Origin of the sequence: Achromobacter deleyi, assembly GCF_902859705.1 — a bacterium.
Lineage (GTDB): Bacteria > Pseudomonadota > Gammaproteobacteria > Burkholderiales > Burkholderiaceae_B > Achromobacter > Achromobacter deleyi.
This window is the reverse complement of sequence record NZ_CADIJO010000010.1, coordinates 98,092-124,978: the sequence shown is the minus strand read 5'-3', so window position 1 is coordinate 124,978 and position 26,887 is coordinate 98,092. Positions and strand designations below refer to the sequence as shown.

Genomic DNA, 26,887 nt, shown 5'->3' with positions numbered 1-26,887 from the left:
GGCATGGAACTTGGGTAATAATAATTATTCTCAAATAAGCCCCCTGACCGGTGCATCCGGTCCGATCCCATGCCTTTCCTGCGCGCCCGCGCCGCGGCCCCCGCTGCCGAACACCACCGCGTCGACGCGGCGCTTGACCTGGCCCATGGCTGCTCGCTGCGCGCCGGCGTGTTCCGCCGCAGCGTCACCGAGTGGCGCGAAGAATCCCTGTATCCCGGCCTGAAGGTCATTCTGCTCGACGGGCAGGTGCGCAGCCGCGTCGAAGACCGCGCGTCGCTCGCGTTGCGCGGGCCGGCGCTGTGCCTGGCCTGGAACCCCGGCCAGGCACAGGGCGCCGATGCTTTCGAGGCAGGTGTGGACCAGCGCTACACCGTGGTCACGCTTCCGGCGGCGTCGCTGTGGCAGGAACTGGGCGTGGATCCCGATTTCCTGCCCAGCGATGGCGGTCCCGTCATCTGGCACGGTACGGCGGGCCGCGAAGCGCGCCGCATTGCCGATCAGGTGCGCGTCTGCCGCTACGAGGGGCCGGCGCGCGGCCTGTACCTGGCTGCCAAGGGCCTGGAACTGGCGGCGATTGCCCTGGCCCAGGCCGGGCAGGCGCCGCTGCCGGATGAACGCGCGGCGGCGCCGTCGGCCGCCGTGCGCGACCTGGACGCCGCCCACGAGGCGCGCCGCCGCCTGGCCGCGGACCTGCGCGGCGCGCCGTCGTCTTCGATGCTGGCGCGTGCCTTGGGCCTGCACACCCGCAAGCTGGAAGCGGCCTTCAAGCGCGCCTTCGGCGTCAGCATGGCCCGCTATCTGCAAGAGGCGCGCCTGACCCATGGACGCGAATTGATCCTGAGCGGCGGCCTGAGCGTGTCCGAGGCCGCCTGGCACGTGGGTTACGCGCCCGCGCATTTCTCGGTGGCGTTTCGCCGTCGCTTCGGCGTGCGCCCCAGCGAGCTGCGTTAGCCGCGCAGGAAGTCCAGCACCGCTTCGCGGAAAGCCTCTGGCTGTTCGATATTGGACAGGTGCACCGCCGGCAACATCAGCAGCTTCGCGCCCGGCACCGTCTGCGCGATCTGCTCGCCATGGCTGGCCGCGGTCACCGTGTCGTCGCGTCCGGCGATGACCAGCGTGGGGCGCGGAATCAACGCGATGGTGCGGCGCAGGTCCGTGTCCCGCACGGCCGCGAAGGCGCCTGCCAGGCCGTGCCTGTCGGTTGCCAGCAGCATGCCGCGGAACGTGTCGATGACCGGGCCGCCGGCTTGCAGCATCGCAGCGGGAAACCAGTTCGCCAGAAAGGTCTCGGCGGTTTCCGCCATGTCGGGCGCCCGCAGCGTGGCGGCGATGCGCTCGTCCCACTGCGGCGCGGGGCCGAGATAGGGCGAGGTATTGGCGAGGATCAGCCGGTCGATGCGGTCCGGGGCATGCACGCCCAGCCATTGGCCGATGATGCCGCCCAGCGACAGTCCCAGGAAGTGCGCGCGCGGCACGCCCAGGGCATCGAACAATTCCAGTACGTCGCGGCCCAGCCGGTCCAGCGAATAGGGGCCCGGCGGCACGCTGGAAGCGCCATGGCCGCGGGTGTCGAACCGCAGCACGCGGAAATGCCGCGCCAGCGCCGGGACCAGGTCGTCCCACATGTGCAGCGTGGTGCCGATGGAGTTGGACAGCGCCAGCACGGGCAGGGCGGCGTCGCCATCCCAGCGGTAGGCGATGCGGGCGCCGTCGCCCGTGGTGATGAAGGATTCGGTCTGCATGATGGGCCTCATGAAAGAAGAGTCGATGAGGCAGATCGTAGTTGCGGGCCGTTTTGGAAGATATTACAAAGATCGCACAGAGATTGTCGGAAAAACAGACATGAGCGAATTCACGCTGCACGACCTGCAATGCTTCGACGCGGTGGTGCGGGCAGGCGGCTTCCAGGCCGCCGCCGCGTTGCTGCACCGGTCCCATCCGGCCGTGTTCGCCGCGGTGGCCAAGCTGGAGCGCCAGCTGGGCCTGGTACTGCTGGATCGCGCCGGCTACCGCGTCAAGCCCACGCCAGCCGGACAGTCGTTTCACCTGCGCGCGCAGGCCCTGTTGCGCGAACTGGCCGGCCTGCGGGCCCATGCCGAGCAGTTGGCGATGGGCCAGGAAACCGAATTGAACGTGGTGATCGGCGATTTCTGCCCGCGGCCCTTGCTGCTGGGCATGCTGGGCCAGTTCTTCGCGGCGTGGCCGGCCACGCGGCTGAACCTGCATTTCGAGGCGGTCACCGGCCCCTGGGAACGGCTGATGGATGGCGATGCCGACCTGATCCTGCATCGCGTCGAACCCGGCGAGTCGCAGGTCGAATGGCTGGACCTGGGCAGCGTGCCGTTCGTGCCGGTGGCCGCGCCCGGCTACCTGGGCGAGCCCGCGCCGCGCGCCACCAAGCCCGAACAGCTGCGCGACTACACCCAGTGCGTCATGCGCGACACCGCCCGCCATACCCCTGCACGGAACTACTTCATGGTCGAGGGCGCGCGCCAGTGCACGGTTGCCGACCAGCTGATGAAGAAAGAGATCCTGCTGCAAGGCCTGGGTTGGGGCCACATGCCACGTTTTCTGATCGAAGACGAACTGCGGGATGGCCGTCTCGTGTCGTTGGCCAACCGCCACCTGCCCGGCGGCACCGAGACGCTGGCGGCCGCGCGGCGCCGCGATCGGCCGCAGGGGCCGGTGATGACGCACTTGTGGCAGGCCTTGCGTGAACAGGCGCCCGCCATCCGCCTGGCCGTGTCGCCGGTGAAAAAGCGAAAGCCTTAATCCGGAATTCGAAAGCCTTTCCGATTGCCCGCCTTCCGCCCATTGAAGATGATTATCAATCTTATTGAAACGGGCAGGAAGCGGAGGAAATCGTGGGTATCAAGACACGTGGGGCGCGTCGGTTGGCGCGGCGCAAACATTCATCCCACGCGGGTGCGGCAGCCGCCGCGCAGTGGTTGCGGCGCGGCGCCGTGGCGGTCGGGCTGGCCGCGGGGGCGGGCAGCGCGGGGGCGCAGTCGGCCGAGCCGGGCACCGCCATCCTGGCGCCGGTCACGGTGCAGGGCGAGCAGGCCGGCGTCACCGAAGGCAGTGCCTCGTACACCGCGCCCAGCGTCACCATCGGTGGCAAGCTGCCGCTGTCGTTGCGTGAAATACCGCAGTCGGTGTCCGTCATCACGCGTCAACGCATCGAAGACCAGAACCTGGCGTCGCTGGAAGACGCCATGGCGCAGACCCCCGGCATCACCATCGACCTGGCCGCCACCGCCGCGATTCCGCAGTTCTATTCACGCGGTTTCCAGATCGAATACTTCCAGTACGACGGCGTGCCGATGCAGACGGGGGGCGCATCGTGGGCGCAGCCCGATCTGTTCATGTTTGACCACGTGGAACTGCTGCGCGGCGCGGCCGGCCTGTTCAACGGCGCGGGCCAGCCCGGCGGCGTTATCAACCTGGTGCGAAAGCGCCCCACGCGTGAATTGCAGTTTTCCGGCTCGGCCAGCGCCGGGTCGTGGGACAACTACCGCGGCGAACTGGACCTGTCCACGCCGCTGAACGCCTCGGGTTCGGTGCGCGGCCGCATCGCCACGGCGCAGGAAGACCGCAAGTATTTCTATGACGTGGCCAACTCGCAGAAGCAGGCCTACTACGGCATCGTCGAGGCCGACCTGGGCGAACGCACGCTGCTGACCCTGGGCGGCAGCTACCAGAAGCGCGATTGGCTGCCCTACATGATGCAGCTGCCTCGCTACAAGGATGGCGGCGATCTTGGCCTGACGCGCGGCACCTACCTGGGCGCCGACTGGAACCGCTGGGATTTCGAGAACACGCAGGTGTTCGCCGAACTGGCGCACCAGTTCTCGTCCGACTGGACGGTCAAGCTCAACGTCAACCAGGCCGACGAAACCAGCAAGCTCAAATACGCCTATGTGCGCGGCGCCGTCGATCGCCAGACCGGTCTGGGGCCCCGTCTGTATGGCGGCGGCAACCAATACCGCAACGAACAGCTGGGCATGGACCTGATGGTGACCGGCGCATTCGAAGCCCTGGGCCGCCGCCACGAACTGGTGTTCGGCGGCAATTGGTACGACCGCAGCGCGCGGGCCTACAACGCGTATTCCTTGCCGGGCTTTTCGGCGCGGCCAGTGGATGTCTTTCACTACGACGTCAACGACTATCCCGAGCCGGCCGACCCGCAATGGGGCAGCAAGAGCGACGTCAAGACCCGCCAGTCCGGCGTGTATGCGATGGCGCGGCTGAAGCTGGCGGATCCGTTGACGCTGGTGCTGGGATCGCGCATGAGCTGGTGGCGCACGCAGAGCAAGAATCTCATCACCGGCCGCAGCGATCCGGCGGTCAGCGAGCATGGCCGCATGACGCCGTACGCGGGCCTGGTCTTCGACATCGACAGCCACTGGACCGCGTACGCCAGCTATGCCGACATCTTCCGCGTGCAAAGCGACCTGCGCACGGCCGACGGCGGCTCGCTGCCGCCGGTGGTGGGGTCCAACTACGAAGCCGGCCTGAAAAGCGAGTGGCTCGATGGCAAGCTGAACACGTCTTTCGCGCTGTTTCGCATCACCGAACGCAACCGCGCCCAACGCGACCCGGCCTATCCCGACGTAGGCGACTGCTGCTATGACGCCAGCGGCCAGGTGCGCAGCCAGGGCCTGGAAGCCGAGGTCTCGGGCCGCATCGCGCCGGGCTGGGAAGTCGCGGGCGGCTATACCTTCAACACCACCCGCTACCTGAAAGACAACACCAATGGCGGCGCGGCCTTCAGGACCTTTACGCCCAGGCACATCTTCCAGCTGTGGACGACCTATCAGCTGCCGGGTGAATGGAACCGCTGGAGCGTGGGCGGCGGCGTCAACATCAAGAGCGGCATCTATACCGAAAGCGCCGTGCAGGGCCCGGTCAGCGGCAGTTCGGTGCGCGTGTCGCAAGCCGGCTATGCCCTCTGGAATGCCCGCATCGGCTACCGCGTCAGCGACCACGTGTCGCTGGGCCTGAACGTGAACAACCTGTTCGACAAGGTCTATTACCAGCGGCTGGGCAACGCGGACATGGGCAACGCCTATGGCGAGCCGCGCAGCGCCATGCTGAACCTGCGGGTCAAGTATTGAAGCGGGCGCGGCCCAGCCATCCTGGACACGCTTCCCGTACCCCCCTGAACGCAACACCAAGGAGAACACCATGCAAGCCTTCCTGACGCGATCGCTGCGCGCCGCCCTGCTGGGCGCTGCGCTCTGCGCCGGCACTGCCGCCCAAGCCGTCACGCCTGCGGCGCCAGCCGCCAGCGCCATGGCCGCGCCGTCATCCTTATGGGCGGCCGGCGAATACCGCTGGACGGTCGATGACCGCAACGGCGAGCCGCCCTATACCCTGCGTCTGTACGTGCAGCCGCTGCCGTCGGGCGACTATGCGCTGACCGGCAGCCTGCTGCTGGACGATGCCGAACTGGGCGCGTATGGATCGGCGCGCTTGCGCGACGGCAAGCTCGTGCTGGACCTGACGGCCAGCGGCGGCGTGCTGCAGGCGCCTATCGACGAGGGCAAGCGGCGCCTGTATCCCAAGGGCCGTGCGCCCGAACGCGTGGACTCGGCCGGCTTTGCCACGATGCGGGCGTTGCTCGACCCTGCATCGCTCGATGGCGTGGTGCAGCGCTACCAGACCAACGTCATGACGGGCCACCATGTGCAGGGCCCGATGTACGCCAACAGCGTGATCCGCCGTTTGCCGTAGCCACCCCGCCAGGCCGCGCCTGGTAAGGGAAAATACGCATGGCACGACACCGTGCGCTTCTTCAGAATGCCTTCCAGACGCTAGATCGTCTTCCAATTTTCGCCGACTGCCAGTGTTGCCAGTCAGGCGTGGGGCAAAAAGGCCCGAGCCGGATTTTCCGGCTCGGGCCTTTTCGTTTTCCGTTTGCAAATCGTCTTCTTCCGGATGGCGCCATGACGCGCCGTGGGCGCAGCTTTGCCCGAAGAAACGCATGCAGGGCGGATGGATGGTTGTCGTCGTGATGTGGCTGCCTGGGGCGGCCGCCCAATCCCGGGCGGCCTGGCTACAGGCTTGCCTTCGGAAACGCACAGGAGCGTATCGATGAGCGCATACAACCGCCGCCGCTTTCTGCAGCACAGTGGCTCCATGGTCCTGTTGGGTGCCGCGTCGGGGGTGGCCGCCTTGCCCCGCCGCGCGTTCGCGCAGGAAACCGTGAAGCTGGGCTTGCTGCATTCCCTGTCTGGCACCATCGCCATCGCCGAGGCGTCGCTGGTGGACGCCGAGAAACTGGCCATCGAAGAGATCAACGCCGCGGGCGGCGTGATGGGCCGCATGATCGATCCGATCGTCGAGGACGGCGCCAGCGAGAACGCCGTGTTTGCCGAAAAGGCGCGAAAGCTGCTGGATCGCGACAAGGTCGCGGCCATCATCGGCTGCTACACCTCGGCCTCGCGAAAAGCGCTGCTGCCCGTGCTGGCGCGCAGCAAGGGCCTGCTGTATTACCCCACCTATTACGAAGGACAGGAGCAGGATGCGCGCGTGTTCTATCCGTCGCAGGAAGCGACGCAGTCGGTGATTGCCGCGGTGGAATGGATGGCGCGTGAAAAGGGCAAGACCTTCTTCCTGGTTGGCTCGGACTACATCTATCCGCGGACCTGCAACAAGATCGCCAAGCCGGCGATTGCCCATATGGGCGCCAAGGTGGTGGGCGAGGAATACGCACCGCTCGGGCACACCGAATTCTCGTCCATCATCAACAAGATCAAGGCCGCCAAGCCGGAGTGCATCTACAGCACGGTGGTGGGTGGCTCGAACGTGGCGTTCTACAAGCAGTTGCGCGCCGCCGGGCTGGACGGCACGCGGGTGGTGCTGCTGTCGACCGTGGTGTCCGAAAACGAGATCGAGGGCATCGGCAAGGACAACGCGGCGGGCTACTACGCCTGCATGGGCTACTTCCAGAGCCTGCGCAATCCGGCCAACGAGAAGTTCGTCAAGGCATTCAAGGCCAAGTATGGACAGGATCGCGTCATCGGTGACCCGATGGAAGTGGCCTACAACAGCGTCTATCTGTGGAAGCTGGGCGCCGAGAAGGCCGGCTCGTTCGACCCCGACCAGGTCATCGCGGCCTCGGCCGGCCTGACGCTGGAGGCGCCGGAAGGCACGGTGCGGGTGCACGAGAAGAACCATCACGTGTGGAAGAAAGTGCGCGTGGGCCGTGCTCGGCCCGACGGCCAGTTCGACGTGGTCTGGGAATCGGCCGACCTGATCGAACCCAATCCCTTCCCCAAGCTGTAAACGGGCCTGCCAACCGCCGAGGGCGCCGCCGTCGGCGCATGGAACGCGATCATGAACATCGACATCGCCGCGATGCAGTTTTTCAACGGGATCAGCCTTTTCAGCATTCTGCTGCTGATGGCGATCGGCCTGGCCGTGGTGTTCGGCCTGATGGGCGTCATCAACATGGCCCATGGCGAGCTGATGGCCATGGGCGCCTACACCACCTATCTGGTGTCGGTGGCATTCCAGCGCTGGGCGCCCGGGTGGATGGACATCTATCTGTTCGTGGCGATCCCCCTGGCGTTCCTGGCGACGTCGGCGTTTGGCTACTTGCTTGAGCGCGGCTTCATCCGCTGGTTCTACAACCGGCCGCTGGACACGCTACTGGCGACCTGGGGCCTGAGCCTGATCCTGCAGCAGACCTATCGCTCTATCTTCGGCGCACAGGAAGTCAGCGTGCCGCTGGCCTCATGGTTGAGCGGCGCCTGGGAGCCGACGCCCGATCTGCAATTTCCGCTGAACCGCATCTTCATCCTGGGGCTGACGCTGCTGGTGGCGCTGGGCGTCTACCTGCTGCTGTACCGCAGCGCATGGGGGCTGCGGGTGAGGGCGGTGACCCAGAACCGCGCCATGGCGGGCGCCGTGGGCATCAACACGCGGCGAGTCGATGCCCTGACGTTCGCGCTGGGCTCTGGCCTGGCGGGCATCGCCGGCTGCGTATTCACCATGATCGGCTCCACCAATCCGGGAACCGGCCAGCTGTATATCGTCGACTCGTTCATCGTGGTGGTGTTCGGCGGCGTGCAAAGCCTGCTGGGCACCGCCTTCTCGGGGCTGGCGATCGCGCAATCACAGACCACGCTGGAATACCTGATGAGCGGCTCGATGGCCAAGGTCACGATCCTGGTCCTGGTGATCGTGGTGCTGTACTTCCGCCCCAACGGGCTGTTCGCGCCCAAGACGCGAGGATGACACGATGAAGACCTTGCACCGCAGAACCGAGGAAATCGCGCTGGCGTTGGTGGCGCTGCTGATCCTGGCCGTGATGCCGCTGTCGCTGGACCCGTTCCGGCTCAACCTGCTCGGCAAATACATGGCGTTTGCCTTCGTGGCGATCGGCATCGTGCTGACCTGGGGTTACTGCGGCGTGCTGAGCCTGGGGCAGGGCATCTTCTTCGGATTGGGCGGCTACATGATGGCCATGTTCCTGAAGCTGGAGGCGTCCACTCCCGAGCTGCCCGACTTCATGGTGTGGAGCAGCGTCGACAGCCTGCCCGTGTGGTGGCTGCCGTTCCATTCCCTGGGATGGACGCTGTTGCTGATCGTGGCGTTACCGGGCGCGGCGGCGTATCTGTTTTCGCTGGCGATCTTTCGCAAGCGGGTGGGCGGCGTGTATTTCGCCATCGTGACCCTGGCGCTGGCGATGACGCTGACCGTCCTGATCATCGGCCAGCAAGGCGACACCGGCGGCGCCAACGGCATCACCGATTTCCGCACGCTGCTGGGCTGGGACATCGTCGGCGACGATGGCAAGCAGGTGCTGTATCTGGTCGAGGCGGCCGTGCTGACGCTGGCCATGGTGGCGGCGTTGTTCATCGTGCGCAGCCGGCTCGGCAAGATCCTCATTGCCATCCGCGATCGCGAAGACCGCGTGCGCTTCTCGGGCTATGACACCGCGCATGTGAAGGCGTGCGTGTTCTGCGTCGCGGCCGTCCTGTCGTCCATCGGCGGGGCGTTCTTCACTCTGCAGGTGGGGTTGATCTCGCCGGGGGCGATCGGTGTCGTGGCGTCGATCGAGATGGTGATCTATGCCGCGGTCGGCGGCCGGCTGTCGATTCCCGGCGCGGTGGTGGGCGCGTTGCTGATCGGCTTTCTCAAATCGTATCTGTCCGAGACCTTTCCCGAGATCTGGCTGTATTTCCTGGGCGCGATCTTCATCGTGGTGGTGGTGGCGATGCCCAACGGCCTGGCCGGCGTGGTCAGCCAGTGGCAGGCACGCCGCACCGTCGGGAGCGCGCGATGACCACTGCACTGGACCTGTCTGAGTCACCCGTCATGGACATGCATGTTGACCGCCCCAGCGCTGGCGTCATCCTGAGCGTCGAAGACCTGACCGTGTCGTTCGACGGCTTTCGCGCGGTCGACGGCCTGAGCCTGAGCGTGGCGCAGGACGAACTGCGCGTCATCATCGGGCCCAACGGGGCGGGCAAGACCACCTTGCTGGACATCATCTGCGGCAAGACCCGACCGTCAGCGGGGCGCGTGATGTTCGAGGGCCGCGACCTGGTTCGGCTGGCGGAGTTCGACATCGTACGGGCCGGAGTCGGCCGCAAGTTCCAGACGCCGTCGGTGTACGAAGACCTGACGGTGCTGGAGAACTTCGAGATATCGCTGCCGAATGTGCACGGCGTGATCCGTTCGCTGCGCTTTCGGCGCACGGCCGAGGTGCGCGAGCGCATCGAGGCGATGGCGGCGCAGGTTTTCCTGGCCGACCGGCTGGCCGAAAAGGCCGGGCGTCTCAGCCACGGCCAGAAGCAATGGCTGGAGATCGGCATGTTGCTGATGCAGGAGCCGCGCCTGTTGCTGCTGGATGAACCGGTGGCGGGCATGAGTCCGCGTGAACGGGAACAGACCGCGGAACTGTTGGTGCGCATTGCGCGCGGCAAGTCGGTGGTGGTGATCGAGCACGACATGGACTTCGTCAAACGCATCGCCCACAAGGTCACGGTGCTGCACCAGGGGCGGCTGCTGAGCGAGGGCAGCGTGGCCGAGGTACAAGCCGACCCGCGCGTGCTCGACGTGTACCTGGGTCATTGAAAGGGAGACATCCGTGTTTCGCATCGACGGGTTGAATGTGAGCTATGGCGAATCGCACGTCATTCGTGACGTGAGTTTCGAGGTGGGTCCGGGCGAATCGGTGGCCATCATGGGCCGCAACGGCATGGGCAAGACCACCTTGCTCAAGGCGCTGATCGGCATGCTGCGTTCGGGGTCCGGCAGCATCCGGCTGGGCGACACCGAGCTGTCCGGGCTGGCCAGCTACCAGCGGGTGCGCAACGGGCTGGCCTTCGTGCCGCAGGGGCGCATGATCTTCCCGTTCCTGACGGTCGAACAGAACATCCTGACCGGCGCCGAGCACAGCCGGATCAAAGCGGTGCCGGACTACCTGTACCGCTTCTTTCCCGTGCTGCAAGAGATGCGTCGACGCAAGGGCGGCAATCTGTCGGGCGGACAGCAGCAGCAACTGGCGATCGCCCGCGCGCTGATTTCCAACCCGCGGGTACTGATCCTGGACGAACCGACCGAGGGCATCCAGCCATCGATCATCAAGGACATCGCGCGGGCGCTGAATGCGTTGCGCGAGGAACAGGGCTTCGCCATCGTCGTGTCCGAACAGATGCTGAGCTTTGCGCTCGACCTTGCCGACCGCTTCCTGGTGATCGATCGCGGCCGCATCGTGCACGAGGCGGGCCGGGCCGGCCTGGACCAGGACAAGATCAGGTCTTTCCTGACGGTATGACCGTCAACCTTTGAGGAGCATTGTCATGAGACATGGAGATATCTCCAGCAGCAACGATTGCGTGGGCGTGGCCGTCGTGAACTACAAGATGCCGCGCCTGCACACCAAGGCCGAGGTGATGGACAACGCCCGCAAGATCGCCGACATGGTGGTGGGCATGAAGCGCGGCCTGCCCGGCATGGACCTGGTCATCTTCCCCGAGTACTCGACCCACGGCATCATGTACGACGCCAAGGAGATGTACGACACCGCCGCGGCGATTCCGGGCGAGGAGACCGCGGTGTTCGCCGAGGCCTGCCGCAAGGCCAACGTCTGGGGCGTGTTCTCGCTGACCGGCGAGCGCCACGAAGAACATCCCAACAAGGCGCCCTACAACACGCTGATCCTGATGAACAACCAGGGCGAGATCGTGCAGAAGTACCGCAAGATCATGCCTTGGGTGCCGATCGAGGGCTGGTATCCGGGCGATTGCACCTACGTGTCGGAAGGCCCGAAGGGCTTGAAGATCAGCCTGATCATCTGCGACGATGGCAACTACCCCGAGATCTGGCGCGACTGCGCCATGCGGGGCGCCGAGCTGATCGTGCGATGCCAGGGCTACATGTACCCGGCCAAGGACCAGCAGGTGATGGTATCGAAGGCCATGGCCTGGATGAACAACGTCTATGTGGCGGTGGCCAACGCGGCAGGTTTCGACGGTGTCTATTCCTATTTCGGCCATTCCGCCATCATCGGCTTCGACGGGCGCACCCTGGGCGAATGCGGCGAAGAAGAAATGGGCATCCAGTACGCCGAACTGTCGACCAGCCTGATCCGCGACGCGCGCAAGAACATGCAGTCGCAGAACCACCTGTTCAAGCTGGTGCATCGCGGCTACACCGGCAAGATCAATTCGGGCGAGGACGCCAGCGGCGTCGCGGCGTGCCCCTATAACTTCTACGCGAACTGGATCAACGATCCGGAAGGCACCCGCAAACAGGTCGAATCGTTCACGCGGTCAACCGTGGGCACGCCGGAATGCCCCATCGAAGGCATTCCCAACGAGGCGCCGCAACACCGCTAGTACTTTCCCGTTCGCCAGGTCCGGCCAGGTGCTGGCCGGACCGTTGCAAAGGATCTGCATCGTGGCCGCTCTGCTCGACGCCTACCGGATTGCGCAAGAACCGTATTACCGTCCCAGCGGCCGTGAGGCCGAGCTGTACGCGCATGCCTATGCGCACCGGCTGCCGCTCATCCTGAAAGGCCCTACAGGCTGCGGCAAGACGCGCTTCGTGGAATACATGGCGTGGAAGCTTGGCCGGCCGCTGGTGACCCTGGCCTGCAACGAAGACATGACCGCGTCCGACCTGGTCGGCCGCTATCTGCTGGACGCCGACGGGACGGCCTGGCACGACGGTCCGCTGACGCTGGCGGTGCGCCACGGCGGCATCTGCTACCTGGATGAGGTGGTCGAGGCGCGCCAGGACACCACCGTGGTGATCCACCCGTTGACCGACGCACGCCGCATCCTGCCGCTGGACAAGAAGGGCGAGGTGGTCCACGCGCATCCAGACTTCCAGCTGGTGGTGTCGTACAACCCTGGCTACCAGAGCAGCGCCAAGGATCTGAAGCCATCGACGCGCCAGCGTTTCGTGGCGCTGGATTTCGACTATCCCGACGCCGACCATGAAGCGGCGATCGTTGCGCACGAGGCCGGCATCGACGCCAGCCTGGCGCGCCGGCTGGTGCGCATCGCGCAGGGTTCGCGCGAGCTCAAGCACCATGGCCTGGACGAAGGCGTGTCGACGCGCATGCTGATCTATGCCGGCGTGCTGATCCGCGACGGCGTCAGCCCGGCCGAGAGCTGCGACATGACCATGATGCGCGCCCTGACCGACGATCCCGACATGGCGGCGGCGTTACGGGCGCTGATCGACGCCAACCTGGAATGACGATGCGCGCGCTTGCGGCGTTCGGAACCGGGGAGGGCGCTGCCGCGCGCGTGCGCACGGCGACGCCGGACAAGGTCCGGCCGGGCCTCTCGTGGTTGTTGTGCGGCCTGTCCGGGCGTGCCATGACGGTGGAGCCGACGGATTCCGAGGCGGCCGACAGCCCGACGCGGCCGGTGCTGACGTCGACGCATCTGCTGGTGCCGGACAACGCCGAGCCCGTGGGCGCCGCGTCCAGCGTCGCCGCAAGGGATCACGCCGCCGTCGCACATGCGGCGGCCCACCTGCTGTATTCACCCGCCGCCCAGCCCGTCGCCAGTCTCAAGCCGATGGGCCTGGCGGTGGTGTCCGCCATCGAGGACGCGCGGGTGGAACGGGTGCTGGTGGCCCGTTACCCCGGCGTGCGCCGCTGGTTTCATTCATTCGTGCCGTCGCTGCCCGATCCGGCCGACCTCAGTTTTTCCGCGTTGATGCAACGCCTGTGCCGCCTGTTGATGGATGCCACGCTGCGCGATGACAACCACTGGGTCAACAAAGGGCGCGATCTATTCGAAGCGCAGGCCGCCATCGACCTGGCCGATATTGCCGCGTTCCGCCGGCTGGGTTCGTTGCTGGCCAATGACCTGGGCCAGATGCGGGTGCGCTTCAATCCGCTGCAGTACGTGGTGCCGGTGGCCTATCGCGACGACAACAGCTATCTGTGGGATTATGGCGATGCCGCCGAGCCGCCGCCCGCGCTGGCCCTGGGAAGCCAGGGCGCGGCGCCGCAGCCGCGCGAGGCCGCGCCGGGCGATGCCCAGGCGGCGTCGGACGAAGACACCGAACTGGGGCGTTACCTCTATCCCGAATGGGACTACCGGCTGGCGCGCAGCCGGCCGGATTGGTGCACCGTGATCGAACGCCTGCCGGGCTGGCGTGCCGAGGCACCGCTGTTGGCGGGGCTGCGCCAGCCCCGGCTGGCACTGCCGCGTTCGCGTCGTCTGGACCGGGCGCGGCGGCTGCGGCGCCAATGGGAGGGGGATGACATCGACCTGAATGCCGCCATCGAAGTCATGATCGACCGCCGCCTGGATCTGGCGCCGGACGCGCGCTTTTTCCAGCGGCCGGGCAGCCAGCCCGGCGTTTGCAGCACGCTGGTGCTGCTGGACCTGTCCGCCTCGGCCAATGACCCCGCACAGGACGGCGCCACCGTGCTTGACCTGGAAAAGCGCGCCGCGGCGCTGCTGGTGGGCGCGGTGGCTGGAAGCGGTGACCGCATCGCGGTGCACGGCTTTTGTTCCGACACGCGTGCCGCGGTGCACTATTACCGCCTGTTGGACGCGGGCGTGGCGCCGGTGGACGCAGCGCTGGGCCGCATCGCAGCGGCACGCGCCCGCTATTCGACGCGCCTGGGCGCGGCGCTGCGCCATGCCGGCGAGCTGGCGCTGCGGATGCCCGGCGAGCGGCGTGCCCTCATCGTCGTCACCGATGGGGCGCCTTCAGACATCGACGTGCACGATCCGCGCTACCTGGTGGACGATGCGCACGAAGCGGTTCTGGCGCTGCGCCGCGGCGGCCTGCGGGTGCAATGCGTGGCGCTGGATGGCCGCGCGGAACCCCAGCTGCGGGCGATGTTCGGATTCCGCGGGTATCGGATCGTGCTGAACGCGGCGGCGTTGCCTGCCGCGCTGGCCCATGGCTACGGCCGCGCCACGCTCGGCTGAGCCCCCCAGGAATCCACGTGTTGACGCGGCCCGTGCCTATGTTGAAACTGATCACCTGGACCGATTGACCTCTGTGCTTCGACTCCTCAGACCATGGCAAACAAAGATCCTATCCGTGTGGGCGTGTTGTTCTCTGAAACGGGGGCCACATCTACGATCGGCCGCTCGCAGCTGCAAGGCACGCTGCTGGCCATCGATGAGATCAACGAGGCCGGCGGCGTCGATGGACGCGAGGTCGTGCCGGTGCGCTATGACCCGCGCTCGGATCCCGCTATCTACAGCGTGTTGGCTGAAAAGCTGATCACCGAAGATCGCGTCAACGTCATCTTCGGCTGCTATATGTCCAGCAGCCGCAAGGCCGTGCTGCCGGTGGTCGAGAAATGGAACCGGCTGCTGTTCTACCCGACGCTGTACGAAGGTTTCGAGTTCTCCAACAACATCATCTACACGGGGGCCGCGCCCAACCAGAACAGCGTGCAGCTGGCCGAATTCATGACCGCCAACTTCGGCGCCCGCGTCTACCTGATCGGTTCGGACTACATCTATCCGTACGAGTCCAATCGCATCATGCGCGAGCTGGTACTGCAACGCCAGGACAGCGCCAAGCTGGGAGAGCGCTACGTGCCGCTGACGGCGACCGAACGCGACTACCGCGAAATTCTCGACGACATCCGCAACAAGCGCCCGGACTTCATCTTCTCGACGGTGGTGGGAAATTCCACGGCCTGCCTTTACCGCGCCTATGCCGATGCCGGCTTCGATCCCAAGACCATGCCGATCGCCAGCCTGACCACGTCAGAGGCCGAGATCTCGCAGATGGAACCCGAGGTGGCCGCAGGGCATTTCACCTCGGCGCCGTATTTCCAGTCGATCGATTCCGAGGTCAATCATCGCTGCCTGGAACGGTTGCGGCGGCGCTTCGGCGCGGACTGCGTGCCCAATCTGTGCTGGGAAGCGGCCTACTTCCAGATGCACATCTTTGCCAATGCCTACCGCGACACCGGCACCGACGAGATCGCGCAGATCCTGCCGCGGGTGCTGCAAAGCGAATTCGATGCGCCGCAGGGCCGCGTGCGCATCGACCCCGCCAATCACCACACCTGCCTGTATCCGCGGGTGGGGCGGGTCAACGGCAAGGGGCAGTTCACCATCGTGCGCGAGGCCACCCGGCCGGTGCATCCCGATCCGTACCTCGTCACCCACTCGCTGGGCGACTGGACGGCGACCTTGAGTTCGCTGGAGATCTGACGGTGGAGCCGGCAAGCCGCCTGCGCGTGATGCGCGCGACGCCATCGCTGCTGAAAGACCTGCGCACCCTGCGCGTCGTCGTCTACCATCCGGACGACGCCGACGGCAGGCAGCTGACGCAACAGCTGCAACGCATCGGCTGTCAGGTACAGACCTTCTGGCCGCCGGCGCCGACCTTGCCGGAGGGGCTGGATGTGGTGTTTCTGGCTGTGCGGCCGGACGTCATCGACCTGGGCTTCGAGTGGGCCAAGAGCGACGAGGCGCCGATGGTCATCGCCATCGTCACCTACGAGAATCCCACCATTGTCGAAGCGGTGCTGCGCATCGGGGCCAAGGCGGTGCTGCCGTCGCCGGTGCGTTCGTTCGGCCTGCTGTCGACGCTGGTGGTGGCACGGCAGGTCTGCGACGACATCAAGTCGCACGCGCGCCGCCTGCGCAAGCTCGAAGGCAAGCTGCTGGGCGCGCGCCGCATCTCGGAAGCCAAGAGCATCCTGATGCGTACCCGCAACGTGACGGAAGGGCAGGCCTACGACCTGATTCGCGAACAGGCCATGAACAAGCGCGTCACGACCGAGGACATCGCTGCCGCCATCGTCAACGCCAACGAGGTCCTGTCGTTCGGCAAATAGCGTTCAATACTTGCCGGTCAGCAGCGCGCCGGCATCGGGCACGCGGGTTTCCAGGCCCAGCACCTTGAGCATGCGGTACACGGTGGCCGCGGCCGCGGTCACCACCGGCAGACCCAGGCGGTCCTGCACCGGCTGGATCGAGGCCAGCGACGGCATCTGCACGCAGGCCGACAGCACCACGGCATCCACGCCGCGCGTGTCCAGGCGGTTGACGTGGCTGGCCGGCGCCAGCGGGTCCTGCGCGCCCACCTTCAGGTTGTCGGCGATCTCCAGCGACAGGCTGTCGTGCACTTCGATGCCTTCGTTTTCGATGTAGTCCACCACCATCTTGGTCAGCGGCTTCATGTAGGGCGTCAGGATGGCGACCTTGCGCGCGCCGATGGCGTGCAGGCCTTCCACCAGCGCGCCCGCGCTGGAAATGACGGGTGCCGGCGCGCCGTTGTCGACGGTCGCCTGGTGCAGCCGCTCCTGCGATACGCGGTGGTAGCCCAGGCCTTGCGCCATGATGGCCACCAGGCAGGCGTAGCCCAGCACGTCCACGCGGGCGTCGGACAGCTCTTGCGCGCAGCGGTCGGACTCGCGGTCCATCGAGGCCAGCTCGGCCGCGGTGACCTGCTTCATGCGCATGCGGCTGGAATGGAAGGTGAAACGCTCGGGTGCGATGGTCTCGCGCAGCCGCAGCATGGCCGGGATCTCCGTTTCCATGGTGGTGTTGGAACTGGGAACGATCTGGCCGATGCGCAGAGCGCGGGGCGGCGTGGTCATGGCGGGGCCTCCGGGAGAAATGGCTGCGCCCGATCGGCGCCAAACAATTCTGCTCGCCGCGAACGATAGTTTCCAATATAGTTTTTGTCTGGTTTCATATCTTTCGCAAATCACTGGCCACCATGGAACTCCGCCAACTTCGCTATTTCGCCGTGCTGGCCGAAGAACTGAACTTCACTCGTGCGGCTGCCCGGCTGCATATTTCGCAGCCGCCGCTCAGCCTGCAGATCGCGCAGCTTGAACGCGAGCTCGACGTCAAGCTGTTCGACCGCAACAATCGCCGGGTGGCGCTGACCGAGGCCGGCGCGGCCTTCCTGAACGACGTGCGCGCCACGCTGGCCGGCCTGAAGGACGCCACCGTGCGAGCCCGCGAAGTCGACCAGGGCAGGGCGGGGCGTATCGAGATCGGCCTGTCCGGATCGCACTTCCTGGGCCCGGTGCCGGCGCTGATCGCGCGCCACGCCGCTACCCATCCGCAGGTGTCCGTGCTGCTCAACGAGATGAACCCGGCCGCGCAGCTGGACGCGCTGCGCGGGCAACGCATCGACGTCAGCATCTCGCGCACCGCGGTCGATGACGACGAGTTGCAATCGCTGGCGCTGTGGCCCGATCCCGTAGTTGCCGCCTTGCCCGCCGGCCACCGGCTGGCCGCCAGGAAACGTCTGGCGCTGGCCGACCTGGCGCAGGATGCCTTCGTGATGCTGCGCCCGGACACCTCGGGCTTTGCCCGCGGCCTGGCCGACGCCTGCGCCCGCGCCGGCATCGCGCACACCGTGGCCCAGCGCGTGGCCGAAGTGCCCGCCCAATTGGCGTTGGTGGCGGCCGGGTTGGGCGTCGCACTGGTGCCCCAATCCGCCTGCGGCCATTTCGGCGATCGCATTGCGGTCTGCGCGTTGCCGGCCGAACTGTCGCGTGGCACCGTCTACGCCGTCACCCGGCGCCTGGGCCGCAACCGCGCCCTGCAGGCCTTTCTGCAGACGGCCGGCAAGATGGCGATGCGGCCTGGGCGCTGACCGGGCGCCGACCGGGCGTCATGCGGCGGCGCGGTTTTGACGCCGTCTTGAATCCGCGCGGATATCCGCGCCGACGCCTTCGTGACGCGCCGCAACGGCGGCTCTTCGGCACAGGCGAAGCCGCTCCTCCACATTCCGGAATAGGCATTTCCGCCTGCCGCGCACACACTCTCCCGCACAAGTTGATCCGTTCGATGATCACGTAGGGAGACAAGCATGTTGCACCCGCAACGCTGGCTGGCCGCCAGCGCGCTGGCGATCGCCCTGGCAGGCCCCGCGCAGGCGGCCTGGCCCGAGCGACCCATCACCCTCATCATCCCGGCCTCGCCCGGCGGCACCACCGACATCGCCGCACGCCTCATCGCGGACAAACTGGCCGCCAGGCTGGGCCAGCAGGTCATCGTGGAAAATCGCGCCGGCGCAGCCGGCATCATCGGCGCCCAGGCCCTGGCGCGCGCCAAGCCCGACGGCTACACGCTGCTGATGGGCAACATCGGCCCCAACGCCATCAACTACGCGCTCTACAGGACGCTGCCCTACCAGGCCGCCGACTTCGCACCCGTCACCCGCGTCATCTCGGTGCCCAACGTGCTGGTCGTCAACGCCGCGTCGCCCGTGCGCAACGTCGCTGACCTGCTGGCCGACGCGCGGCGCGAGCCGGGCAAGATCTCGTTCGGCAGTTCCGGGTCCGGCCAGTCGCCGCACCTGTCCGCCGAACTCTTCAAGCAGCGCGCCGGCATCCAGGGCACCCACGTGCCCTACAAGGGCGCCGGCCCCGCCGTGGCTGCACTGCTGGGCCAGCAGTTCACCTTCATGATCGACAACCTGCCCAGCTCCATGCCGTACATCCAGTCAGGCAAGCTGCGCGCGCTGGCCGTCACCAGCGACCAGCGCCTGGCCGAACTGCCCGACGTGCCCACCATGGCCGAGGCCGGCGTCAAGAACATGGTCGTCACTGCCTGGTTCGGCCTGGTCGCGCCCGCCGGCACCCCGCGCCCGATCATCGACACCCTCTATGCCGCCACCCGCGACGTGGTCCGCAGCCCGGACATCAGCGCGCGGTTCCGCGCCATGGGCGGGCAGGCCGGCGGCGACACGCCGGCCGAGTTCGCCGCTTTCATCGACCAGGAACGCGCGCGCTGGCAACAGATCGTGGCCGCCGCGGGCATCGCGCAGGAGCAATAAGTGATCGACAAGATTCAGGCGTCCATGGCCGAGGCCGTGGCCATCATTCCCGACGGCGCCTCCGTGCTGGTCGGCGGCTTCGGCGAAGCCGGCGTGCCCTTCGAACTGCTGCACTGTCTGGCCGAACTGGGTCGCCGCGACCTCACCGTGATTGCCAACAACGCCGGCACCTGGGACCGCGGCATTGCTGCGCTGCTCAACCGCAAGCAGGTCAGGAAAATCATCTGCTCGCACCCGCGGCCCCCCAACTCCGAAGCCTTTGCGCGCGCCTTCCGAGCCGGTGAAGTCGAACTGGAATGCGTGCCCCAAGGCACCCTGGCCGAACGCCTGCGCGCGGCCGGTGCCGGCCTGGGGCCGTTCTACACCCCCACCGGCTATGGCACCGAACTGGCGCAGGGCCGCCACCAGGAAGTCATCGACGGCGTCGGCTACGTGCTCGAACAGCCGTTGCGCGGCGACTACGCCCTGATCCGCGCCCACCAGGGCGATCGCTGGGGCAACCTCATGTACCGCCACGCCGCCCGCAACTTCAACCCCGTCATGTGCATGGCCGCCGGCCACGCCATCGCCCAGGTCGACGACGTCGTGCCGCTGGGCACCTTCGTGCCGGAGCAGATCATGACCCAAGGCCTTTTCGTCAAAGCCGTCGTCCGGGTGGAGACCTGACATGCAGACCCCCCTGACCCGCCAACAAGTCGCCCAACTGCTCGCCAACGATATCCCCGACGGCGCCATCGTCAACCTCGGCATTGGCATGCCCACCCTGGTCGGCGACTACCTGCCGCCCGACAAGGACATCCTGCTGCAAAGCGAAAACGGCATCCTCGGCATGGGCCCCGCCGCCGTGGGCGACGCCATCGACCCCGACCTCATCAACGCCAGCCGCCTGCCCATCACGCTCTTGCCCGGCGCGTCCGTCACCGAGCACACCATCTCGTTCGCCATGATGCGCGGCGGCCACCTCGACTACGCCGTGCTCGGCGCCTTCCAGGTCTCCGAAAGCGGCGACCTCGCCAACTGGAAAACCGACGCCGCCGATGCCATCCCCGCGGTCGGTGGCGCCATGGATCTGGCCGTCGGCGCCAAGCAGGTCCTGGCCATCATGGAACATCGCGGCCGCGACGGCGCACCCAAGATCCTGCGCCGATGCCGCTATCCGCTCACCGGCGCCGGCGTCGTCACCCGTATCTACACCGACCTGGCCGTCATCGACGTCACCCCCGACGGCCTGCGCGTCCATGCCGTGCTGCAAGGCATCAGCCCCGACTTCCTGCAGTCCGTCACCGAAGCCCCGCTGCAGTTCCCCGACCCGCTGCGCACCATCCAGCTCGACCCCGCCGGCACCCCGCGCTACGTGTGACCTTGCGCGCTGGTGCGCTGGCTGGCGCAGCAGCAGGGCGCAAAAGCAGGACACGCCAGCCGCATCCGCGCAGACCTCTCGTCCGAAACCCAGGAGCCTCGCCATGCCCCGTTCCTTCCTCGCTGCCCTGGCCGCCGCCACGGTGACTCTGCTTGCGGCCTTCCCGGCACAGGCCGCCGGCCCGTATCCCGACAAACCCATCACCCTGCTGATCCCTTACCCGCCGGGCGGCAGCGCCGACATCCTCGCCCGCCCGCTGGGCGCGGCCCTGCAAAAGAAGTGGGGCCAGCCCGTCGTCCTGGAATACAAACCCGGCGCAGGCGGCGCCATCGCGTCCTCGCAACTGGCCCGCGCCAAACCCGACGGCTACACCCTGCTCATGGTCCTGGCCGCCCACGCCATCAACCCCAGCCTTTACCCCTCGCTACCCTACGACACCCGCCGCGACTTCGCCCCGGTCTCCCTCGTCGCCACCTTGCCCATGCTCGTCTCGGCCCCGCTCGCCACCCCCGCCGACAACATCCCCGACCTCATCGCCTACGCCAAGTCCCACCCCGGCAAACTCAGCTTCGCCTCCGCCGGCAACGGCAACACCAGCCACCTCGCCGCCGAAATGTTCAAGGCCCGCACTGGCACCGACATGATGCACGTCCCCTACAAAGGCAGCGGCCCCGCCGTCGTCGCCCTGCTGGGCGGCGAAGTCTCCCTGATGTTCGACAGCATCTCCACCTCGCTCCCCCAAGTCCAATCCGGCAAACTCAAAGCCCTGGCCGTCACCGGCGACCACCGCTCCCCCTTGCTCCCCAACGTCCCCACCGTCGCCGAATCCGTCCCAGGCTTCGTCGTCAACGGCTGGTACGGCATCCTGGCCCCCGCCAACACCCCACCCCCCATCCTGGACACCCTGAGCACCGCCATCGCCACCGCCATCCAGACCCCCGACCTGAAGGCCCAACTGAACAGCTACGGCTACGAAACCGTAGGCTCCACCCCCCAAGCCTTCGCCGACCACATAGAAAAAGAACTCGCCACCTGGAAAAACGCGGTAGAAGTCTCAGGCGCAAAACTGAACTGAGCAACGCAACGACAAGTCGCCAACACCCCCCCGCCGAAATCACAGCACCCCCGCCGCAAGCGCGCAGCGTCATCACGCGACGCAAGACACCGCGTAAGCCTCGTAAGGCCGCCCGCGCGGCCGCCACGAGGCGGGCACCGACCCACCCCGCCAACCCCCTCCGATGTTGGCTAGCATGCCAAGCACACTGACCGCCCCAACGGCCGGCAGTAAGGCACATCAAGAGCGCGTGACGGGGCAGGCGGGTGAGGGCGGGGCGTGTAGATGCGCCCGAGGGAATCCGTAGGGAGCCGAAGGCGGACGAGGATGACAACGGGGCAGTCCGGAGCGAAGGCTCCGGACCGCAATCGTAGCCCCGCCCTCACCCGCCTGCCCCGTCACGCGCGGCTAAAGAACCCCACCCCAAAAAGCAAAGGGCCCTTCCAAAGAAGAGCCCTTAACCAAAACCATAAAAAAAACTTCACCCAACAGTCAACACACAATCCAACGCCTCAGGCCCACTCAACCGAACCGTAAACACCCTCAACTCATCCCGCCGAAACACATGCACATCCACCCGATCCCCCACCCGATACTGCCCGAGCAACACCTCAACCCCCGCAGCCCCCTCAACCTTCAACCCATCAATAGCCACCAACAGATCCCCCGCCGACAACCCCCCCTTATGCCCAGCCCCGCCTTCCAACACGGTAGCCAGCACCAGTGAGTCCCCCTGCTTGCGCGTACGCACATCCAGCGAAGGAATATTCGCCGACACCTTCCACTGCACCTTGATTCCATGCGGCGCCAGCAGTTCGGCCAGCGGCACATCCGCCACGCCATAGGCATAGCGGGCGATGAAGCGCCGCGCATCCACCCCGGTCGCTTCCTTGATCACCCCAGGCAGCCCATCTTCCGGCAACCCTTGCGGCTTGCCTTGATAGAAATCCCGCCCATAACGCTGCCACAGCAGCCGCATCACATCATCCAGCGAATACGCCCCGGCGGATTCCTGTCGGATCAGCAGATCCAGCCCCAGCGCCACCAGCGCACCCTTCGTGTAATAGCTGACCAGCGCGTTCGGCGAATTCTCATCCTGCTTGTAATAGCGCGTCCAGGCATCGAACGAGCTTTCCGCCACCGACTGCTTGTGCCGTCCCGGCGTACGCGCCACGCTCGTGATCGTCTTGGCCAGCAGCCGCAGATAATCGCTCTGCGTGATCGCAGTCGAACGCAGCAGCAGCAGATCGTCGTAGTAAGACGTGAACCCCTCGAACACCCATAGCAGCCGCGACAGATCCGGCTGCGACAGGTCATACGGCACGAACGCCTGCGGCTTGATCCGCTTCACGTTCCAGGTGTGAAAGTACTCGTGGCTGACCAGCCCCAGAAAGCCGCGGTAGCCGTCGCCCTGGCCTTGCTGGCCCAGCACCGGCAGATCCTTGCGCGCCGTCATCAGCGCCGTGCTCGCGCGATGCTCCAGGCCGCCGTAGCCGTCGCCCGTCACCATCGTCATGAACACATAACGATCGGCGCTGTCCAGGAACGGCGCGCGCTTCGTGCGCGGTTCGAAAAACGCGATCTGGGTTTCGCAGATCTTGCGAACGTCGTCCGTGATGCGGGCCAGGTCCAGGTTGGGCGCCACGCCCGTGAACACCAGTTCGTGCTCGGCGCCATGCGCCGTGAAGCTCGCCACCTGCGGCGTGCCCATTTCCACCGGATGGTCGATCAGCGCGTCGTAGTCTGGCGCCAGATAACGCCCGAACCCGTGCCGGCGTGCCGCGCCCTGGTGGCCGCGGGCTTCCGGCAGGCTGGTGTAGACCTTCCAGCCGTCGATGCCGCGCGGCGGCGCCAGGTCCACCAGGCAGGGCAGGTGGTCTTGCCCGTGCACCCGCAGGAACACGCTGGTGCCGTTGAAAAAGCCGTGCGTTTCGTCCAGGTGGGCGCCACGCACCGACAGATCCCAGGCGTACACCGCATATTCCACCCGCAGCGGTCCGTCGCAAGGCGCGGCCTGCCAGGTGTGATTGTCTATTTTGTCGACAACCACGCGCCGATTGCCCGAATACGCCGTCAACGACTCGATCTGGCGCGAGAAATCACGGATCAGGTAGCTGCCCGGAATCCAGGCCGGCAACGACAGCCGCTGGCCGTCCGGCGAGGGGGCCTGGACGGTTAGGGTTATCCGGTAGCGGTGTCCGGCGGGGTCATGGGGCGCGAGGCGGTAAAGTACGGGGAAAGCATCGGTTTTATCCATGCGCATATCTTATTTCATCCTTCCCCTGGAGACATTCAATGAGCGAGTCGTTTGTGCTGGTCGAAACCCGCGGCCGCGTCGGTCTGCTGACGCTGAACCGCCCCAAGGCGCTCAACGCGCTCAACGATCAACTGATGGACGAGCTCGGGGCGGCGCTGCTGGCCTTTGAAGCCGACGCCGGCATCGGCGCCGTGGTCATCACCGGCAGCGAAAAAGCCTTCGCCGCCGGGGCCGACATCGGCGCCATGAAAGACTGGTCGTACATGGATGTCTACGGCAGCGAATACATCACCCGCAACTGGGAAACCCTCAAGCGCATCAAGAAGCCCGTGATCGCGGCGGTGGCGGGCTACGCGCTGGGCGGCGGCTGCGAGCTGGCCATGATGTGCGACATCATCATCGCCGCCGACAGCGCCAAGTTCGGCCAGCCCGAAATCAAGCTGGGCGTCATCCCCGGCGCCGGCGGCACCCAGCGCCTGCCGCGCGCGGTGGGCAAGGCCAAGGCCATGGACATGGCACTGACCGCCCGCATGATGGGCGCCGAAGAAGCCGAGCGCGCCGGCCTGGTGTCGCGCGTCGTACCGGCCGACAAGCTCATGGAAGAAGCCATGGACGCCGCCACCGTCATCGCCTCGATGTCGCTGCCGTCGGTCATGATGGCCAAGGAATGCGTCAACCGCGCCTTCGAGGGTTCGCTCAACGAAGGCCTGCTGTTCGAACGCCGCGTGTTCCATTCGCTATTCGCCACCGAAGACCAGAAGGAAGGCATGGCCGCCTTCACTGAAAAGCGCAAACCGGACTTTAAACACCGTTAAACCTTGTTACGTCCGCGCCGGCAGGCCGGATGCGCCAGGCAAGACCCACGCGCCCCGCGAGGGCGCGTTTTCATGTGCGGCGTCGGCGTCGCGGGAACGTTGCGCCTTGAAACCTTTGGGCAGCACCTTGTTGCAGTGATCGGTCATATCCTGAATGGGCGTCATCACTAAGAGGTGCCGCGCCAGAGAGGCTTGCCCGAACTGGTAAGCCCACGCGCGGCGGCTCGCCTGCAAACAATAGCAACAAGGAGCCTTGCATGCGTACTTCCCCTTTTAATCGCCGGTGGTCCGCCGCCGTGCTCGCGGGCGCCTTGGGCGTCTGCTTCGTGACCGCTACGCAAGCCCAATCGCCGCGGCCGTCGATGCGGCTGGTGTCCGAGACACCGTATCCCGCCGCCGCCGCGCCCGCGCCGCAGATGAGCGCGCAGGAACTGCGCGAGACGGCCATCGACGCCTATGTCTACGCGTACCCGATGGTGCTGATGGAATTGGCGCGCCGCAAGGCCACCGCCGTGCAGTCGCCGCTGGACGGCAAGGCGCCGGTGAACCAGTTCGGCCACAAGGCCGCGTTCCCCGATCCGCGCGCGGCCGATACGCCGTGGCCCAGCGCCGACGCGCTGTATTCCAGCCTGTGGTTCGACGTGTCGCGCGCGCCCTTGATCGTGCGCCTGCCCGATACCGGCAACCGCTATAACGTGCTGTCCGCGCTGGACATGTGGAGCGACGTGTTCGCCTCGCGCGGCACCCGCACCAACGGTCCTGGCGCGCAGTCCTTCGCCATCGTCGGCCCCAATTGGCAAGGCACGCTGCCGCCCGGCGTGGACGTGATCCACAGCCCCACGTCCACCGGCTGGCTGATCGGCTGGACCCAGACCGGCGGTCCGCAGGACTACGCCAACGTGAATCAGATCCAGGCCAACATGTCGGCCAGCCCGTTGATTGCACCGGCCGTGCCGGTACCGGGCCGTGCCCGCGGCGCGGCATCGCCGTATCCGCAGACCGGTCCTGGCGTCGGCACCGCACCGATCGGCAGCGACGTGCCCATGCCGATGCCCGTCACCGTGGTCGAAGGCACGCCGGCCGAACAGGCGGCCGCGATGGACGCCGCCTCGTTCTTCACGCTGTTCTTCGACGTGCTGCGCAACAACCCGCCGCACGCTAACGACACGCCCATCCTGGACCGCATGCGCCGCATCGGGCTCGATGCCCGCCAGCCGTTCTCGTATGGCCGCTTGAGCCCCACCGTGCAACAGGCCCTGGCTGACGCGCAGCCGCTGGCCGGCCGCCGCATCGCGGATGGCGTCTCGCGCCTGGCCACGCCGATCAACGGCTGGAACACCGTGCTGACCGGCATCGGTACGTATGGCACCGACTACACGCGCCGCGCCGCCATTGCCTATGCGGGCCTGGGCGCGCCCACGCCGGAAGACGTGCTGTATCCGGTCACGGTGTCCGATTCCAAGGGTCGCGTGCTGTCGTCGAACGAAGACTACGTGCTGCACTTCGACAAGGGCCAGTTGCCGCCGGCCAACGCGTTCTGGTCGCTGCATGTCTATAACGACAAGCACGGCTTTGCCGACAACCCGGCCAACCGTTATGCCCTGCGCAGTACCGACGGCCTGAAGTACAACGCCGACGGTTCGCTGGACATCTACATCCAGCGCCGCGACCCGGGCGAACGCAAGCGCTCGAACTGGCTGGCCACGCCGGCCAACGAAGGCCAGTTCCTGCTGAGCATGCGTCTGTACTGGCCGCAGGATACGGCGCTGGACGGCCTGTGGGCGCCGCCGCCGGTCAAGCGCGACTGACCTGTCGCGGAAAGCGGCGCCGCCATGGTGGCGGCGTCCTCCAACGACAAAGCGGCCCCGGTGGGGCCGCTTTCTTTTTGCGCAATCGTGTTGTGTCGACCGGATGGATACCGCCCGGCGGCGAGGGGCATTCGCGTCCCCAATTTCTCTCGGAAGCCGCGGGGCTTCAGGCCCTTGTTGTCACCTTACAAACCCCCGAAAGTTCATTTGCTCGGGTAAAAAGAATCACGCTATACTCTGCGGGTTTGACGCTTGCGGGATAAGGACAAAGGTGCCGACAGCACTGGTCTTCGTAGCGAAACAAGAGAGCAGTACCGGATAGGGTAGTAC

The 26,887-nt window shown here is 66.5% G+C and carries 24 protein-coding genes; 21 read left to right on the top strand and 3 right to left on the bottom strand.

Annotated elements, in window-relative coordinates:
- Positions 1-69 precede the first annotated feature (69 nt).
- Complete coding sequence (locus HV798_RS16130; RefSeq protein ID WP_175193661.1) at positions 70-951, top strand: helix-turn-helix transcriptional regulator; 882 nt, start codon at positions 70-72, stop codon at positions 949-951.
- Here HV798_RS16130 and pcaD read toward each other — a convergent pair.
- Complete coding sequence (gene pcaD / locus HV798_RS16125) at positions 948-1,742, bottom strand: 3-oxoadipate enol-lactonase (RefSeq protein ID WP_175193660.1); 795 nt, start codon at positions 1,740-1,742, stop codon at positions 948-950. The genes HV798_RS16130 and pcaD overlap by 4 nt on opposite strands.
- 100 nt (positions 1,743-1,842) lie before the next feature.
- Here pcaD and HV798_RS16120 point away from each other — a divergent pair, with 100 nt between their 5' ends.
- The 13 genes from HV798_RS16120 to HV798_RS16060 all read left to right on the top strand — a co-directional run bounded on the left by HV798_RS16120 (position 1,843) and on the right by HV798_RS16060 (position 16,300).
- Positions 1,843-2,772, top strand: coding sequence for a LysR family transcriptional regulator (locus tag HV798_RS16120; RefSeq protein ID WP_175193659.1), 930 nt, complete (start codon positions 1,843-1,845; stop codon positions 2,770-2,772).
- 92 nt (positions 2,773-2,864) lie between these two features.
- The gene (locus HV798_RS16115; RefSeq protein ID WP_246288857.1) at positions 2,865-5,117 is read left to right on the top strand and encodes a TonB-dependent siderophore receptor; all 2,253 of its coding nucleotides are present in this window, start codon (positions 2,865-2,867) and stop codon (positions 5,115-5,117) included.
- A 70-nt stretch (positions 5,118-5,187) separates the two neighbouring features.
- Positions 5,188-5,736, top strand: a complete 549-nt coding sequence (locus HV798_RS16110) for a hypothetical protein (protein WP_175193658.1) — start codon at positions 5,188-5,190, stop codon at positions 5,734-5,736.
- A 360-nt stretch (positions 5,737-6,096) separates the two neighbouring features.
- Positions 6,097-7,290 carry an urea ABC transporter substrate-binding protein gene (gene urtA, locus HV798_RS16105; protein WP_175193657.1) on the top strand — a complete coding sequence of 398 codons (1,194 nt, stop codon included), beginning with the start codon at positions 6,097-6,099 and terminating at the stop codon, positions 7,288-7,290.
- A 51-nt stretch (positions 7,291-7,341) separates the two neighbouring features.
- Positions 7,342-8,244, top strand: a complete 903-nt coding sequence (gene urtB, locus HV798_RS16100) for an urea ABC transporter permease subunit UrtB (RefSeq protein WP_217481182.1) — start codon at positions 7,342-7,344, stop codon at positions 8,242-8,244.
- Between the two features lie 4 nt (positions 8,245-8,248).
- Entirely contained in the window at positions 8,249-9,295 is a 1,047-nt protein-coding gene (gene urtC, locus HV798_RS16095) for an urea ABC transporter permease subunit UrtC (protein WP_175193656.1), read from the top strand.
- A 32-nt stretch (positions 9,296-9,327) separates the two neighbouring features.
- On the top strand, positions 9,328-10,089 hold the full coding sequence (gene urtD / locus HV798_RS16090; protein WP_175193694.1) for an urea ABC transporter ATP-binding protein UrtD: 762 nt from the start codon (positions 9,328-9,330) through the stop codon (positions 10,087-10,089).
- Between the two features lie 13 nt (positions 10,090-10,102).
- Positions 10,103-10,792, top strand: a complete 690-nt coding sequence (urtE, locus tag HV798_RS16085) for an urea ABC transporter ATP-binding subunit UrtE (RefSeq protein WP_025139762.1) — start codon at positions 10,103-10,105, stop codon at positions 10,790-10,792.
- Positions 10,793-10,817: 25 nt separating this feature from the next.
- The gene (locus HV798_RS16080; RefSeq protein ID WP_025139761.1) at positions 10,818-11,855 is read left to right on the top strand and encodes an aliphatic amidase; all 1,038 of its coding nucleotides are present in this window, start codon (positions 10,818-10,820) and stop codon (positions 11,853-11,855) included.
- A 61-nt stretch (positions 11,856-11,916) separates the two neighbouring features.
- A complete protein-coding gene (locus HV798_RS16075; protein ID WP_175193655.1) occupies positions 11,917-12,723 on the top strand; it encodes a CbbQ/NirQ/NorQ/GpvN family protein in 807 nt (268 codons plus the stop codon).
- Between the two features lie 2 nt (positions 12,724-12,725).
- A complete protein-coding gene (locus tag HV798_RS16070; protein WP_246288855.1) occupies positions 12,726-14,423 on the top strand; it encodes a nitric oxide reductase activation protein NorD in 1,698 nt (565 codons plus the stop codon).
- 93 nt (positions 14,424-14,516) lie between these two features.
- On the top strand, positions 14,517-15,671 hold the full coding sequence (locus HV798_RS16065; protein WP_025139758.1) for a transporter substrate-binding domain-containing protein: 1,155 nt from the start codon (positions 14,517-14,519) through the stop codon (positions 15,669-15,671).
- Between the two features lie 29 nt (positions 15,672-15,700).
- Entirely contained in the window at positions 15,701-16,300 is a 600-nt protein-coding gene (locus HV798_RS16060; protein WP_051593685.1) for an ANTAR domain-containing response regulator, read from the top strand.
- 3 nt (positions 16,301-16,303) lie between these two features.
- Here the strand turns inward: HV798_RS16060 and HV798_RS16055 are convergent, their stop codons facing one another.
- Positions 16,304-17,065, bottom strand: coding sequence for a maleate cis-trans isomerase family protein (locus tag HV798_RS16055; protein ID WP_025139756.1), 762 nt, complete (start codon positions 17,063-17,065; stop codon positions 16,304-16,306).
- A 122-nt stretch (positions 17,066-17,187) separates the two neighbouring features.
- Here HV798_RS16055 and HV798_RS16050 point away from each other — a divergent pair, with 122 nt between their 5' ends.
- The 5 genes from HV798_RS16050 (at position 17,188) to HV798_RS16030 (ending at position 21,698) form a co-directional block, all read left to right on the top strand.
- Positions 17,188-18,078, top strand: coding sequence for a LysR substrate-binding domain-containing protein (locus HV798_RS16050; RefSeq protein ID WP_175193653.1), 891 nt, complete (start codon positions 17,188-17,190; stop codon positions 18,076-18,078).
- 216 nt (positions 18,079-18,294) lie between these two features.
- The gene (locus HV798_RS16045; protein WP_175193652.1) at positions 18,295-19,263 is read left to right on the top strand and encodes a Bug family tripartite tricarboxylate transporter substrate binding protein; all 969 of its coding nucleotides are present in this window, start codon (positions 18,295-18,297) and stop codon (positions 19,261-19,263) included.
- Positions 19,264-19,929 (top strand): 3-oxoacid CoA-transferase subunit A, encoded by a 666-nt coding sequence (locus HV798_RS16040; protein WP_025139753.1) that lies wholly within the window; start codon positions 19,264-19,266, stop codon positions 19,927-19,929.
- Between the two features lies 1 nt (position 19,930).
- Positions 19,931-20,623, top strand: coding sequence for a 3-oxoacid CoA-transferase subunit B (locus tag HV798_RS16035; protein ID WP_175193651.1), 693 nt, complete (start codon positions 19,931-19,933; stop codon positions 20,621-20,623).
- 103 nt (positions 20,624-20,726) lie between these two features.
- Positions 20,727-21,698, top strand: coding sequence for a tripartite tricarboxylate transporter substrate binding protein (locus HV798_RS16030; RefSeq protein WP_175193650.1), 972 nt, complete (start codon positions 20,727-20,729; stop codon positions 21,696-21,698).
- Positions 21,699-22,158: 460 nt separating this feature from the next.
- Here the strand turns inward: HV798_RS16030 and HV798_RS16025 are convergent, their stop codons facing one another.
- Positions 22,159-23,940 carry a M61 family metallopeptidase gene (locus HV798_RS16025; protein ID WP_175193649.1) on the bottom strand — a complete coding sequence of 594 codons (1,782 nt, stop codon included), beginning with the start codon at positions 23,938-23,940 and terminating at the stop codon, positions 22,159-22,161.
- 32 nt (positions 23,941-23,972) lie between these two features.
- Here HV798_RS16025 and HV798_RS16020 point away from each other — a divergent pair, with 32 nt between their 5' ends.
- Both HV798_RS16020 and HV798_RS16015 read left to right on the top strand, forming a co-directional pair.
- Positions 23,973-24,749, top strand: coding sequence for an enoyl-CoA hydratase (locus HV798_RS16020; RefSeq protein ID WP_025139749.1), 777 nt, complete (start codon positions 23,973-23,975; stop codon positions 24,747-24,749).
- 257 nt (positions 24,750-25,006) lie between these two features.
- On the top strand, positions 25,007-26,557 hold the full coding sequence (locus HV798_RS16015) for a DUF1254 domain-containing protein (RefSeq protein ID WP_175193648.1): 1,551 nt from the start codon (positions 25,007-25,009) through the stop codon (positions 26,555-26,557).
- Positions 26,558-26,887 lie beyond the last annotated feature (330 nt).

Excerpts from the sequence above, each read along its gene's own strand:
- HV798_RS16130 (WP_175193661.1), top strand. The coding sequence starts at position 70 with ATGCCTTTCCTGCGCGCCCGCGCCGCGGCCCCCGCTGCCGAACACCAC.
- pcaD (WP_175193660.1), bottom strand. The coding sequence starts at position 1,742 with ATGCAGACCGAATCCTTCATCACCACGGGCGACGGCGCCCGCATCGCC.
- HV798_RS16120 (WP_175193659.1), top strand. The coding sequence starts at position 1,843 with ATGAGCGAATTCACGCTGCACGACCTGCAATGCTTCGACGCGGTGGTG.
- HV798_RS16110 (WP_175193658.1), top strand. The coding sequence starts at position 5,188 with ATGCAAGCCTTCCTGACGCGATCGCTGCGCGCCGCCCTGCTGGGCGCT.
- urtA (WP_175193657.1), top strand. The coding sequence starts at position 6,097 with ATGAGCGCATACAACCGCCGCCGCTTTCTGCAGCACAGTGGCTCCATG.
- urtB (WP_217481182.1), top strand. The coding sequence starts at position 7,342 with ATGAACATCGACATCGCCGCGATGCAGTTTTTCAACGGGATCAGCCTT.
- urtC (WP_175193656.1), top strand. The coding sequence starts at position 8,249 with ATGAAGACCTTGCACCGCAGAACCGAGGAAATCGCGCTGGCGTTGGTG.
- urtD (WP_175193694.1), top strand. The coding sequence starts at position 9,328 with ATGGACATGCATGTTGACCGCCCCAGCGCTGGCGTCATCCTGAGCGTC.
- HV798_RS16080 (WP_025139761.1), top strand. The coding sequence starts at position 10,818 with ATGAGACATGGAGATATCTCCAGCAGCAACGATTGCGTGGGCGTGGCC.
- HV798_RS16070 (WP_246288855.1), top strand. The coding sequence starts at position 12,726 with ATGCGCGCGCTTGCGGCGTTCGGAACCGGGGAGGGCGCTGCCGCGCGC.
- HV798_RS16065 (WP_025139758.1), top strand. The coding sequence starts at position 14,517 with ATGGCAAACAAAGATCCTATCCGTGTGGGCGTGTTGTTCTCTGAAACG.
- HV798_RS16060 (WP_051593685.1), top strand. The coding sequence starts at position 15,701 with ATGCGCGCGACGCCATCGCTGCTGAAAGACCTGCGCACCCTGCGCGTC.
- HV798_RS16055 (WP_025139756.1), bottom strand. The coding sequence starts at position 17,065 with ATGACCACGCCGCCCCGCGCTCTGCGCATCGGCCAGATCGTTCCCAGT.
- HV798_RS16050 (WP_175193653.1), top strand. The coding sequence starts at position 17,188 with ATGGAACTCCGCCAACTTCGCTATTTCGCCGTGCTGGCCGAAGAACTG.
- HV798_RS16045 (WP_175193652.1), top strand. The coding sequence starts at position 18,295 with ATGTTGCACCCGCAACGCTGGCTGGCCGCCAGCGCGCTGGCGATCGCC.
- HV798_RS16035 (WP_175193651.1), top strand. The coding sequence starts at position 19,931 with ATGCAGACCCCCCTGACCCGCCAACAAGTCGCCCAACTGCTCGCCAAC.
- HV798_RS16030 (WP_175193650.1), top strand. The coding sequence starts at position 20,727 with ATGCCCCGTTCCTTCCTCGCTGCCCTGGCCGCCGCCACGGTGACTCTG.
- HV798_RS16025 (WP_175193649.1), bottom strand. The coding sequence starts at position 23,940 with ATGCGCATGGATAAAACCGATGCTTTCCCCGTACTTTACCGCCTCGCG.
- HV798_RS16020 (WP_025139749.1), top strand. The coding sequence starts at position 23,973 with ATGAGCGAGTCGTTTGTGCTGGTCGAAACCCGCGGCCGCGTCGGTCTG.
- HV798_RS16015 (WP_175193648.1), top strand. The coding sequence starts at position 25,007 with ATGCGTACTTCCCCTTTTAATCGCCGGTGGTCCGCCGCCGTGCTCGCG.